Below are 12448 nucleotides of genomic sequence, written 5' to 3'. Positions count from 1 at the left end.
CCATGCCCGAGCTGAGCATCCCGGTCCTCCTGGTGGGGATCGGGGTGCTCTTCGTCGTGCTGGCGGCGGCCGTGATCGGGCGGCAGCTGTTCGTCTCCCGTCAGCGCGGAGCCTTCGACTGCACGCTGCGCAGGCGCGGACTGACGGGACCCGAGAGCTGGCAGCGCGGCCTGATGCGCTTCGGCACGGATCGGGTGCGGTGGTTCCGGGCCTTCTCGATGCGGCTGTCGCCCTCGGCGGTGATCCGCCGGGCGGACATCGCGGAAATGACCCGTAGGCGCCTGCCGGCGCAGGTCGATGGTGACGAGGACGCCTGCCTGGTGGTGTTCCACCTGCGCAGCGGGCAGGAGCTCCAGGCGATTGTGGACCTCTCTGCCGGGGCGGCTCTGAACTCCTGGCTGGAAGCGGCACCGACCGGGATGGTCATCGGGGACGCGGACTGAGCCGCGGCTCAGATCTCCTCGCCGGCGCGCAGCACCGTCACCGGGTGGAACTGCGCGTCCACCAGCAGCACATCCGCACGGCACCCCGAGGTGAGGGACCCGATGCGCTCCTGCAGCCCGAGCACCCGGGCGGGGACCGCGGTGGCGGCACGGACGGCCCGCACCAGGTCCACTCCCGAGCCCAGCACCGTGTGGCGCAGCACGTCCAGCAGGTGAGCGGTTCCGCCCGCGACGGAGCCGCCGTGGGTGAGGGTGGCGACACCGCCAGCCACCGTGACGTCCTGCGCGCCCAAGCTGTACTGACCATCCGCCATGCCGGCGGCGGCCATCGCGTCGGTCACCAGCATCACGTGGTCCTCCGCGGCCACCGCGAACACGTGCGCGACGGTGCGGTGGTCCAGGTGCACGCCGTCAGCCACCAGCTCGACCACCATCTGTCCGCGCGCGGCGGCGTCCAGGCAGGCCAGCGCGGGGCCGGGGTCACGGTGGTGGATGGGGCGCATGCCGTTGAACAGGTGAGTGGCGGTGGGCAGCGCGGAGCGGCCGCGTGCGCGCTGCAGGGCCTGCAGCGAGCGCTCGACGCCTTGGGTCATCTCGGCGCTGGTGCAGTCGGTGTGGCCGAGCGACGGGATCGCCCCGGACTCCGCCAGCGCCGTGATCACCGCACCCGCGTCCTCCGCCTCGGGCGCGACGGTCATGGTGGCCAGAGAACCACCGGCGATGGCCGCCAGCTCGCGCACCAGCTCGGCGTCGCCGCCGGTGATGTGCTCGGGGTTCTGGGCGCCCTTGCGGGCCTCGGAGATGAACGGACCCTCCAGGTGGATGGCCGCGATCTCCCCGTCGGCCGCGAGCTGCGCCAGGTCCGCCACCCGCTGCCGCAGCGTGTCGGGGGAGGCGGTGACCAAGGAGGCGACCAGGGAGGTGGTGCCGTGGCGGCGGTGCTCACGCACGGCGTCCATCATCTGCTCGGGCCCGGAGGCGTCAGGGAAGGACGCCCCACCGCCACCGTGGCAGTGGATGTCCACCAGACCCGGAAGGATCAGCCCGTCGTGCCGGACGGTGCGCTGGGCGTTGTACTGCGGCGCCTGGACCGCAGGTCCCGACCAGAGGATCTCGCCGTCGCCCAGCAGCACCAGTGCTCCCGGGACCACGCCCCGTTCCAGGACGGCGGTGCCGTGCAGTGCCAGCTCCGCCTGCAGGGAGGCGCCCTCCGGGCCGAGCTCGGGCACGGAGTGGTCGGCGTCGGTGGGCTCAGCGGGGGCCATGGCTCTCCTGTGACGGTGCTGCGGGGGTTGTGAGGGGGTCAGAACAGGCGGGACTCCACGTCGTCGATGCCCCGCAGGGCGTCGTAGTCGAGGGTCACGCAGTCGATGTCGCGGTCGCCGGCCAGGACCTTCGCCTGGGGCTTGATCGCCTGCGCCGCGAACACGCCGCGCACGGGCGCGAGCAGGGGATCGCGGTTGAGCAGGTCGAGGTAGCGGGTCAGCTGCTCGACGCCGTCGATCTCGCCGCGCCGCTTGATCTCGATGGCCACCGTCTGTCCCTCCGGATCGCGAGCGAGGATGTCCACCGGCCCGATGGCGGTCGCGTACTCGCGTCGCACCAGGGTCCAGCCGGCGCCCAGGGTGTCGATGTTCTCGGCCAGCAGGGCCTGCAGGTGCGCCTCGACGCCGTCCTTGCGCAGCCCCGGGTCCACGCCCAGCTCATGACTGGAGTCCTCGAAGACCTCGTGCAGGCGCACCCGCAGCCGATCGCCGCTCTTGTCGTGCACCACGTCCCACTGCTCGATCCACTCGCCCTCGGGATCATCGGCGATCTCGTCGTCGCTGCGGCGGGTGGTGGTGAGGGTGCACGGCGGGGTCATCCAGTTCAGCGGCTTGTAGCTGCCGCCGTCGGAGTGGACCAGGACGCTGCCGTCGGCCTTGAGGATCAGCAGTCGCGGTGCCAGGGGCAGATGAGCGGTGAGCCGACCGGTGTAGTCGACAGAGCAACGGGCAACCACGAGACGCACCCGGCCAGAGTACGGCATCCGTGGGCGGGTGCACCTGCTCACGTCCCCCTGTTCGGTGGCGGGGGCCGATCGTATCGTGGGAAGGTCCGCCGTCGGGGAAGGAACCCGGCACGCTCCCAAGGAGAAGAACCATCGTGCAACGCGTCCTTGCCGTCCTGCTGGTGCTGCTCGGTGTGGCGGGACTGGTGCTCGGCAGGCTGGGGGAGACCGTCTGGGCTCCCGCCACGGAGCGCACCGCCACCGTCGAGCTGAGCGATCCCGGTCCCGCTGTGCTGATCGACCCCGGTGTGCTGTACGTCGGAGGGCGGGAGGGCGAGGTCGCCATCACCGGCGCCTCCGATGTCTCCCTGATCACCGCTCCGAACGGCGACATCGAGGCCTGGCTGGGCGACTCCCGCTACACGCGGGTGACGGGCCTGTCCGACTGGCAGACCATCACCACCGAAGAGGTGAACCCCGAGGGGCCGGCCGAGCTGCCCGCCCCCACCGAGTCCGACCTGTGGCGCACCGTGGACACCTCCCCCAGCCCGGTGACCCTCGACGTGGCCGAGTTCGCCGCACAGGAGCACGCGCCCAACGAGCAGATGTACCGCGCGATCCTGGTGGTGACCGACGGCACCGCCCCCGGCGCGGAGTCCATCTCGATCACCTGGCCGGTGGAGGCCAAGAACGAGTGGGTCCCCTACGCGTACGCGGGCGGTGCGACCCTCGCCGTGATCGGACTGGTCCTGCTGGTGGTCTCCGCCGGCACCCGTCGCCGTGAGGACGAGGACGAGCCGGTCGAGGAGGCCGACGAGCCCGCGGCCGCGGTGGCACCCGCTGCTGCCGCCGGTGCGGACCCGCGCCGGTTCCCGAGGGCGGAGCGCACCGAGCCGCAGACCGAGCGCATCGACCCGCAGGCCGCCCCGGGGGACGACGGCACCAACGGGACCGACGAGGGCGGCTCGCACCCGGCGGAGGTGCGCTGATGACCCCGACCGCTGACCACTCACCGAGCAAGGACTGCCCCATGCACGCTGCCGAGCCGCCCGTGTCCCCCGCTCCCGAGGCGACGCCATCGCCGCTGGGCCGCCGAGGCCTGCTGCTCGGTACCGGCACCCTGGTGGCCGGTGCCGTGCTGGCCGCCTGCGCATCCGAGCCGGAGCCCCCTGCGGCTCCGCCCACGGGCCCCACCCTGGCCGAGCCCACCCCGGTGACGGGGGAGGGGCAGTTCGAGACCTTCGTGGCCGAGATCCATGACGCTGTGGCAGCGGCCGACGAGGCCCGTGATGCGGCACTGCTGGCGCCGCGCGTGACCGGCTCCGCGGCGGAGTTCCGCACCGCGGCCTACGGCATGATCGCCAAGGCCGAGGAGTGGGCCGCGGATCTCAAGCACCCCGGCAAGGAGCTGATCGTCCCCATGACCTCTGTGGGCGAGGCATTCCCGCGGGTGGCGATCGCGCTGGTCGCCGACTCGGTCGACGAGGGCGTGCCCTACTTCATGGTGCTGCAGCAGAACGACGCCCGGTCCCCGTACACCACCTGGGGATGGGCACAGCAGGCCGTGGGCGTCGACATGCCGATGGTCCCCGACCAGCGAGTGGGCGCAGAGCCCGTGGCCGCGGACGAGTCGGGGCTGCTGAGGACCCCGGCCGAGGCCCTCGCGCTGTACGCCAAGGTGCTCAGCGACGGCGACGGCGCCGATCCCGACGACCTGCTGGCCCCCAACCCCTTCCAGACCGCCACCCATGAGCGCATCCAGGCCGAGCGTGCCGAGCTCAACGCCGGCGTGGAGTGGGACGAGGCCGCCACCATCAAGGAGGTGTACACGGTCAAGGACGGAGAGTTCGCCGGCCTGCGCACCGACGACGGCGGCGCCATCGTGATGGGAACCCTGATGTCCACCCGCAAGGTGAACGTGAAGGACGGCGCCACCATGAGCTACGCCGAGGACAACAAGTACACCAAGCTGATCGGGAAGAAGGAGTTCACCGACACCTACGTGCGTCAGTACGGCACCACGGTGGCGATGTACATCCCGCCGGCGGATGCGGGCACCCAGATCCAGCCCATCGGAGGCACCCAGTCCGCGCTCGGTGCGAGCGGGAGCTGAGCCCGCTTCTCTCTAGACTGGTGCCATCACCGACCGTTCAAGGAGCACACACGTGACCGATCCCTACGGCATCATCGACCTCGCCTCCCTCAAGAAGCCCACCGGGGCGGCCGCCGGCAGCGGTGGCGCCGCGGGTAGCTCGGCGCCCGGTACCCATGAGGTGGCGGTCACCGAGCAGGGCCTCGAGCAGCTGGTGGCAGACTCCCAGCGCATCCCCACCCTGCTGCTGGTGACCAGCTCCCGCGTGCCGGAAGGCCAGGCGTACCTGGACGCGATGCGCCGCGCGGTGGACGCCAAGGGCGGTGCCCTGCGCCTGGCCACGGTGGACGCCGACACCCAGCAGCGGGTCGCCGCAGCACTGCGCGTGCAGCAGCTGCCCACCCTGATGCTGCTGCTGATGGGGCAGGTGCAGCCGATCGCCGAGGCCGTGCTCCCCCTGAGCGAGATCGAGCCGCTGCTCACCCAGATCCTCGACGTGGCCCGTCAGCAGGGGATGGAGCTGCCCGAGGCCGAGGGGCAGGACGCCGCGCAGATGCCCGCCGAGGAGCCGCTGCCGCCCCTGGTGGCCGAGGCCTACGAGGCCATCGAGGCCGGGAACTTCGATGCGGCCGTCACCGCCTTCGAGAAGCAGCTCGACCAGGCCCCGGCCGATGCGGAGGCGAAGGCCGGGCTGGCCACCGTGCAGCTGATGCGGCGCACCCAGGGCGTGGACCTCGAGAGCGTGCGCACGGACGCCGCGAACTCCCCGCGGGACCTCCAGGCGCAGCTGCTGGCCGCCGATGTCGACATGCTGGGCGGTCACGTCGACGACGCGTTCGGGCGCCTGCTGGACCTGCTGCGCGGCGCCGATCAGGAGACCAAGGACGCGGTGCGCGCCCGCCTGCTGGAGCTGTTCGAGATCGCCGGCTCGGGCGATCCTCGCGTGGCCGCCGCCCGCAAGCGCCTGGCGAACCTGCTGTACTGACGCGCCTTTACCGCCGCGCGGCGGACTGCGCAGCACAGGCAACGGCCCGGACCCCGCGAGGGGATCCGGGCCGTTGCGCTCGGTTCCGTGAATGCGCCCTCAGCCGCGGCGCAGGCGCTCCGGTGCCAGCACCACCGCACCCAGCGGCGGAACGGTGAGCCGCACCGAATGCTCCCGGCCGTGCATCGGCACCTGCTCGACGTGCACCTTGCCGAGGTTGCCCACGCCGCTGCCGCCGTAGACGGGGGCATCGGAGTTGAGCACCTCGAGCCAGGCCCCGCCCTCCGGCATCGGCACGCGGTAGTCGTGCCACGGCTCGGTGGAGAAGTTCAGCACCACCACCACCGGGTCCCCGGCGCGGTTGCGGCGAACGAAGCAGAGCGTGTTGTGGCCGGCGTCGTCCCCGATCAGCCACTCGAATCCCTGCGGGTCCTGGTCCAGCTGGTGCAGGGCATCGAACTCCACCTGGAGGGCGTTGAGGTCCTTGACCAGCTGCTGGGCACCGCGGTGCAGCGGGTACTCCAGCAGCCACCAGGGCAGGCCCGCCTGCTCGGACCATTCGGTGCCCTGGCCGAACTCGGAGCCCATGAACAGCAGCTGCTTGCCCGGATGGGTCCACTGGTAGGCCAGGAAGGTGCGCAGCGAGGCCGCCTGCTGCCAGTCGTCCCCGGGGGCCTTGCGCAGCAGGGAGCCCTTGCCGTGGACCACCTCGTCATGGCTGATGGGTAGCACGAAGTTCTCGGAGTACTGGTAGACCATCGAGAAGGTGAGCTCGCCGTGGTGGTACTGGCGGTTGATCGGGTCCTCGCCCAGATACACCAGGGAGTCGTGCATCCAACCCATGTTCCACTTGAAGCCGAAGCCCAGCCCGCCCACGTCCGTGGGACGGGTGACGCCGGGGAAGGAGGTGGACTCCTCGGCGATCATCACGATGCCGGGCGCGCGCTTGTAGGCGGTGGCGTTGGCCTCCTGCAGGAAGTCGATCGCCTCGAGGTTCTCCCTCCCGCCGTGGCGGTTGGGGATCCACTCGCCCTCCTTGCGGGAGTAGTCCAGGTACAGCATGGAGGCCACCGCGTCGACCCGCAGGCCGTCCACGTGGAACTCCTCCAGCCAGTAGCAGGCGTTGGCGACCAGGAAGTTGCGCACCTCCTTGCGGCCCAGGTCGAAGATGTAGGTGCCCCAGTCGGGGTGCTCACCCTTGCGCGGATCGGCGTGCTCGTACAGCGGGCCGCCGTCGAATCGCGCCAGTGCCCATTCGTCCTTCGGGAAGTGCGCGGGCACCCAGTCCATGATCACGCCGATGCCGGCGGCGTGAAGGGTGTCGATGAGGTGCCGCAGCTCATCCGGCGAGCCCAGGCGCGAGGTGGGTGCGTAGTAGCCGGTGACCTGGTAGCCCCAGGAGCCGCCGAAGGGGTGCTCCGCCAGCGGCATGAACTCCACGTGGGTGAAGCCCATGTCGGTCACGTAGTCCACCAGCTCGGTGGCCAGCTCCCGGTAGCCGAGCCCCGGGCGCCAGCTGGCCAGGTGCACCTCGTAGATCGACATCCGCGAGGCGACCGCGTCGCTCTCGGCGCGGGCGGCCAGCCAGGCGTCGTCCTTCCATTCGTAGTCGCTGGTGGTGACGACGGAGCCGGTGGCCGGGGGCACTTCGGCCAGACGGGCCATCGGATCGGCCTTGTCGCGCCACACGCCGTCGGAGCCCAGGATGCGGAACTTGTACACCTCGCCGTCTCCGATGCCGGGGACGAACAGCTCCCACACGCCGGAGCCGCCGAGGGAGCGCAGGGAGTGGCTGCGCCCCTCCCAGCCGTTGAAGGAGCCCACCACCTGCACGGCGCGGGCGCTCGGGGCCCACACCGCGAAGCTGGTGCCCTCGACGTCCTCCACCGTGCGCACGTGGGCGCCCAGGGCGCGCCACAGCTCCTCGTGGCGGCCCTCACGGATCAGATGGAGGTCCAGCTCGCCCAGGGTGGGCCAGAAGCGGTACGGCTCCTCGAGGACGACCGGGTCCGCGCCCTCCTCCCACACGACGCGCAGCTGGTAGGAGGTCAGGGCGGCGAGGTTGATCGCGGCCACCCACACCCCGTCGTACTCGTGCTGCATCGGGTGCGCGGCGCCGTCGGCCGTGAGCACCTCAACGGCATGGGCGAAGGGCTTGAGGGTGCGCACGGTGACGCCTCCCTCGTACTGGTGGGCGCCCAGCACCGAGTGGGGGTCGTGGTAGCTTCCGGTGGCGGCCGAGCCCAGTTCGTGCTCGCCGAGCGGCATCACCCGGGGACCGCTGAGGGAGCCGACGGGCTCGTCGACCGACGGTGCCTGGGGTGCGGAGTGCGCCTGGGGGGCGGACTGAACCGGGCCCGCGGGTGCGGAGGGACGCTGCGGGTCCCTCGGGGTGGTGGGGTCGGGGGTCTCAGGCATCTCGTTCCTCCTCGGGATGGATCACGCGCAGGACATGGGCGGGCCGGTCGGCGGCGCTCAGGATCACATACGGGTCGCGGTTCCAGGTGAAGCGCTCACCGGTGAGCAGATCCTCGACCTCGAACTCCTCACCGACGCCCAGCGCCGCAGGATCCAGGTGGAGGGTGGTCCATGCGTCGCGGTCGTGCTCGGTCAGCGAGACCACCAGCACGGTGTCCGCCGTGCCGGTGCCGGTCTCCTCCGCCTCCAGGTGCTTGGAGAACACCAGCACCTGCGGGTCGTCCGCAGTGTGGAAGCGGATGGAGGTGAGGGACTGCAGGGCGGGGTGCTCGCGGCGGATCCGGTTCAGGTCCCGCAGCAGCGGTTCGAGGCTCTCGCCCCGAGCCAGGGCCCCGGCGTAGTCGCGCGGCTTGTACTCGTACTTCTCGTTGTCGATCTGCTCCTGGGCGCCGGGCCGCGGCACGTCCTCCACCAGTTCGTAGCCGGAGTAGATGCCCCAGGTGGGCACCAGGGTGGCCGCCAGGATCGCCCGCAGCACGAAGGCGCGGTGTCCGCCCCCGGTCATGAACGGGGTGAGGATGTCGTGGGTGGTGGGCCAGAAGCTCGGGCGCATGTAGTGCGCCGAGGCGGCGAGCTCCTCGAGGTACTCCCTCAGCTCGACGGGGGAGTGGCGCCAGGTGAAGTAGGTGTAGGACTGGTGGAAGCCGACCTTGCCGAGGGTGTGCATCATGGTGGGCCGGGTGAAGGCCTCGGCCAGGAAGATCACCTCGGGGTGGGTGCGGTCGAACTCCTCGAGCAGCTCCTGCCAGAAGCGCACGGGCTTGGTGTGCGGGTTGTCCACCCGGAACAGGGTCACCCCGTGCTCCACCCACAGCTCGAGCATGTCCCGGATCGCGGTGTACAGGCCCTCGTAGTCGGCCTCGAAGCTCAGCGGGTAGATGTCCTGGTACTTCTTCGGGGGGTTCTCGGCGTAGGCGATGGTCCCGTCGGGACGGATCACGAACCACTCGGGGTGCTCGGTGACCCACGGGTGGTCCGGGGAGCACTGCAGGGCGATGTCCATCGCCACCTCGAGCCCGAGCTCCTTGGCGCGGGCCACGAAGGCATCGAAGTCCTCCATGGTGCCCAGGTCGGGATGGATCGCGTCGTGCCCGCCGTCGGGGGAGCCGATCGCATAGGGCGAGCCGGGATCGCCCTCGCGCGGGTCCAGCGTGTTGTTGCGGCCCTTGCGGAAGGTGGTGCCGATCGGATGGATCGGGGTCAGGTAGGCCACGTCGAAGCCCATGTCGGCGATGCGGTCCAGGGACTCCGCGGCCGTGGCCAGCGTGCCGGAGACCCACCCGCCCTGCTCGGGGTCGAAACGGGCACCCTCGGAGCGGGGGAAGCACTCGTACCAGGAGCCGAACAGGGCCAGCTTCCGGTGCACGACCAGCGGGTACGGGCCCGCGACGGTGACTCCCTCCCGCAGCGGTCGCTCATGCATGACGCCGCGCAGATCCGCCGCCAGGGCCGGACTCACACGGCCGGAGGGTGACAGCGAGGTGTCGCGCAGGCTGCCGATCGCGGCTCGCAGGCGGGGGCCGTCGGCCTCGGGGCGGGTGCCCTCGGTGATCTCCGCCAGGGCGCGCTCCAGCACCTGGACGCCCTCCGCAGCCACCAGCGCGGTGTCGATACCGGCGGGGATCTTCACCTCGGCGGTGTGCACCCAGGTGTCGTAGGGGGAGGAGAAGGCCTCCACGCGGAAGGACCAGTGGCCGGTGGACCCCGGCCGCACGGTGGTCTCCCACAGGTCCAGGCCCGGGTTCACGCTCTCCAGGCGGCGCACCTGCTCGCTGCCGTCAGGAGCGGTGAGCACCACCTGCACACCCATCGCGTCGTGCCCCTCGCGGAAGGCGTTGACGCGGACGGGGACCGTCTCGCCCTCGACGCAGGAGGCGGGGAAGCGCCCGCCGTCCACGACCGGGGAGACATCCATGATCGGGATGCGGCCGATGCCGGCGTCGAGTCCCGCGGGCCGGGTGGTCTCGGGCCGGGAAGTCTCGGGTCGGGAAGTCTCGGGCCGGGATGGCGTGGCGCGCTGCTGCGGCGTCCGGGAGGGGACGGGCCGGCGTCCGGGGGCGATGGGCTCGGGCATGTCTGCTCCTGCCTGCGGTGAGGTCGTCCTGGCGGTTCTCACGATAGCCGCTCGACCGGGGTGATCCCGAGCACGATCACGCTTCCGGGACCGATCGGCACGCGCCCGCCCTGGACCGGCCCGGTGGGCAGGTCCCCCTGGTCCTCCAGCGCGCTGTCGAACAGCACGCGCGTGGGGCCCTCGGGCCAGGGCGCCGACGGCAGCGTGAGCTCCACCCGCTGGGCCTCGGTGGAGATCACGATCAGCAGGTGCTCGGTGCCGCCCGGGCCCGGGACCCCGGGGCGGAGCATCGCCAGCAGGTGCTGGGAGGGGTCCATCCAGTCGGCGTGCTCCATGCCGATGCCGTCGGCCCCGAACCAGGCCACCTGCCCCGCATCCAGGGCGTGGGGATCGGCCGGGCGCAGGAAGTGGGGGCTGCGCAGCTGCGGGTGCTCGGCACGCAGCCGCAGCAGTGCCTTGACCGAGTCCCGCAGGGCGCGGTCCTCCGGGCGCAGGTCCCAGTGGACCCACGAGATCTCGTTGTCCTGGCAGTAGGCGTTGTTGTTGCCGCGCTGGCTGCGGCCGAACTCGTCGCCCGCGGTGAGCATCGGGGTGCCCGAGGCCAGCAGCAGGGTGGCCAGCATCCCGCGGGCCGTGCGCCGGCGGGCCGCCCGCAGGGCGCCGGCCTCGTCGTCGTGGCCCTCTGGCTCCCCTTCGAATCCGTGGTTCCAGGAGCGGTTGTCATCGGTGCCGTCGCGGTTGTCCTCGCCGTTGGCCTCGTTGCGCTTGACCTCGTAGGTGGTGAGGTCGTGGAGGGTGAAACCGTCGTGGGCGGTGACGAAGTTGACCGAGGCCCACGGGGAGCGCAGGGAGCGGCCGACCGGGAGGTTCTCGGGATCGCGCGCTGTGAACAGGTCGCTGGAGGCGGTCAGGCGGGTGGCCAGATCGCGCACCCCGCCCACGGCATCGGTGCCGTGGCGCCGTCGCACCGCACGGTCGGAGAGCCAGAAGGCACGGATGTCGTCCCGGAAGGAGTCGTTCCACTCCGCGAACGGGGCGGGGAAGCTGCCGGTCTGCCAGCCGCCGGTGCCCACGTCCCACGGCTCGGCGATCAGCTTGACCCGTCGCAGCACGGGATCGGTGGCGATGGCGCGCAACAACGGGTGGTCGGGACGGAAGCCGCGCTCGTCGCGGCCCAGGGTGGCGGCCAGGTCGAAGCGGAACCCGTCGACGTGGACCTCCTCCACCCAGTACCGCAGGGAGCTGAGGATCAGGTCCATCACGTGCACCGAGCGCGGGTCGAGGGTGCCGCCGGTCCCGGTGACGTCCAGGAAGGATCCGTGGTCCATCCAGTAGTACTCGCGGTTGTCCAGCCCCCGCAGGGACAGGGACGGCCCGCCCGCCCCGCCCTCGGCGGTGTGGTTGTACACCACGTCCAGCACCACCTCCAGGCCTGCCGCGTGGAGGCTGCGCACCAAGGTCTTGACCTCGTCCAGCACGGCCTGGGCGCCCGCACGCTGGGCGGCCGCCGTGGCCAGGCCCGGCTCCGGCGCCAGGAACGACAGGCTCGAGTAGCCCCAGTAGTTGGTCAGGCCCAACCGGGTCAGGTGCGGCTCGTCCATCGCCGCGTGGATCGGCAGCAGTTCGACGGTGGTCACACCCAGGTCCCGCAGGTAGCCGGTCACGGCGGGATGGCCCAGCCCGGCGTAGGTGCCGCGCTGCTCGGCCGGGACGTCCGGATGCAGCCGGGTGAAGCCCTTGACGTGCAGCTCGTACAGCACGGTCTCGTCCCAGTCCACCAGGGGGCGCAGATCGCCCTGCCAGTCGAAGCGGTCGCTGGTGACCACCGACCACACCGCCGTCTCCGCGTCGTCCTGGCCGCTGGGGACCAGCTGCTCGCCCACCGGGTCGAGCATCGCGTCGACCTCATGGGCGAAGAAGGAGCTCAGCAGGGGAGAGGTGTGGGAGATGCCGCGGGCGTAGGGATCCACCAGCAGCTTGCGAGGGTTCCCGTAGAGCCCGGCCTCGGGGTTCCACGGCCCGTGCACCCGCAGGCCGTAGCGGGTGCCGGGCGTCATCCCCGTGACGTGGTCCCAGCGCAGACCGCCGTCGTAGTGGCGCAGGCGTCGGCGCACCTCGGTGCTCCCGCTCTGGATGCAGAGGTCCACGTGGCCGGCCCGAGGTGCGGCCACCGCGAAGGTCCCACGACCGAGCTCGTCCACGCTGAGACCGGGGGCGGTGGGAGCCACCGGCGGGGTGGGGCGGTCGAAACGATCGGCATGCACCTCGGCATTGTTTCATCGTCGTCGCCAGGTACAGACCGCATCCTGCCCGCCCCGTGGTGCGACAGCGGCTAGTATCGCCTCGGTGCCCCGTGCTCCGTCCCGGTGCCGGACGCCGACCGTCC

The 12448-nt window shown here is 71.6% G+C and carries 9 protein-coding genes; 4 read left to right on the top strand and 5 right to left on the bottom strand.

The window, feature by feature from the left end; all coding sequences use genetic code 11:
- Window positions 1-2 precede the first annotated feature (2 nt).
- The gene (locus tag M4D54_RS01285) at window positions 3-443 is read left to right on the top strand and encodes a DUF2550 domain-containing protein (RefSeq protein WP_193864808.1); all 441 of its coding nucleotides are present in this window, start codon (window positions 3-5) and stop codon (window positions 441-443) included.
- Between the two features lie 8 nt (window positions 444-451).
- Here the strand turns inward: M4D54_RS01285 and M4D54_RS01280 are convergent, their stop codons facing one another.
- Window positions 452-1708 (bottom strand): N-acetylglucosamine-6-phosphate deacetylase, encoded by a 1257-nt coding sequence (locus M4D54_RS01280; protein WP_259889771.1) that lies wholly within the window; start codon window positions 1706-1708, stop codon window positions 452-454.
- A 38-nt stretch (window positions 1709-1746) separates the two neighbouring features.
- Window positions 1747-2454: an endonuclease NucS gene (nucS, locus tag M4D54_RS01275; protein ID WP_193864810.1), complete on the bottom strand. Its 708-nt coding sequence runs from the start codon at window positions 2452-2454 to the stop codon at window positions 1747-1749.
- 134 nt (window positions 2455-2588) lie between these two features.
- Here nucS and M4D54_RS01270 point away from each other — a divergent pair, with 134 nt between their 5' ends.
- From M4D54_RS01270 to M4D54_RS01260, 3 genes are read left to right on the top strand one after another with little or no spacing between them, the layout of a single operon-like run.
- Entirely contained in the window at window positions 2589-3422 is an 834-nt protein-coding gene (locus tag M4D54_RS01270) for a hypothetical protein (RefSeq protein WP_259889769.1), read from the top strand.
- Window positions 3422-4546 (top strand): hypothetical protein, encoded by a 1125-nt coding sequence (locus tag M4D54_RS01265; RefSeq protein ID WP_228018491.1) that lies wholly within the window; start codon window positions 3422-3424, stop codon window positions 4544-4546. Before M4D54_RS01270 ends, M4D54_RS01265 begins: the two co-directional genes overlap by 1 nt.
- A 52-nt stretch (window positions 4547-4598) precedes the next feature.
- Window positions 4599-5510, top strand: a complete 912-nt coding sequence (locus M4D54_RS01260) for a co-chaperone YbbN (RefSeq protein ID WP_193864812.1) — start codon at window positions 4599-4601, stop codon at window positions 5508-5510.
- 99 nt (window positions 5511-5609) lie between these two features.
- On the opposite strand, the gene glgB is transcribed toward M4D54_RS01260, so the two are convergent.
- The 3 genes from glgB to glgX all read right to left on the bottom strand — a co-directional run bounded on the left by glgB (window position 5610) and on the right by glgX (window position 12326).
- Window positions 5610-7928: a 1,4-alpha-glucan branching protein GlgB gene (gene glgB, locus M4D54_RS01255; RefSeq protein WP_259889765.1), complete on the bottom strand. Its 2319-nt coding sequence runs from the start codon at window positions 7926-7928 to the stop codon at window positions 5610-5612.
- On the bottom strand, window positions 7921-9903 hold the full coding sequence (locus M4D54_RS01250; RefSeq protein WP_396121462.1) for an alpha-1,4-glucan--maltose-1-phosphate maltosyltransferase: 1983 nt from the start codon (window positions 9901-9903) through the stop codon (window positions 7921-7923). Before M4D54_RS01250 ends, glgB begins: the two co-directional genes overlap by 8 nt.
- Window positions 9904-10100: 197 nt before the next feature.
- Complete coding sequence (glgX, locus tag M4D54_RS01245; RefSeq protein WP_259889761.1) at window positions 10101-12326, bottom strand: glycogen debranching protein GlgX; 2226 nt, start codon at window positions 12324-12326, stop codon at window positions 10101-10103.
- Between the last annotated feature and the right edge of the window lie 122 nt (window positions 12327-12448).

The organism is Brachybacterium sp. p3-SID1565 (assembly GCF_025143785.1).
GTDB classification, from domain to species: Bacteria; Actinomycetota; Actinomycetes; order Actinomycetales; family Dermabacteraceae; genus Brachybacterium; species Brachybacterium epidermidis.
This window is presented reverse-complemented; position numbering and strand designations above follow the sequence as displayed.

What these genes read in the sequence shown, in the direction of transcription:
- M4D54_RS01285 (WP_193864808.1), top strand. Translation starts at nt 3, where the DNA reads ATGCCCGAGCTGAGCATCCCGGTCCTCCTGGTGGGGATCGGGGTGCTC.
- M4D54_RS01280 (WP_259889771.1), bottom strand. Translation starts at nt 1,708, where the DNA reads ATGGCCCCCGCTGAGCCCACCGACGCCGACCACTCCGTGCCCGAGCTC.
- M4D54_RS01265 (WP_228018491.1), top strand. Translation starts at nt 3,422, where the DNA reads ATGACCCCGACCGCTGACCACTCACCGAGCAAGGACTGCCCCATGCAC.
- glgB (WP_259889765.1), bottom strand. Translation starts at nt 7,928, where the DNA reads ATGCCTGAGACCCCCGACCCCACCACCCCGAGGGACCCGCAGCGTCCC.
- M4D54_RS01250 (WP_396121462.1), bottom strand. Translation starts at nt 9,903, where the DNA reads ATGGATGTCTCCCCGGTCGTGGACGGCGGGCGCTTCCCCGCCTCCTGC.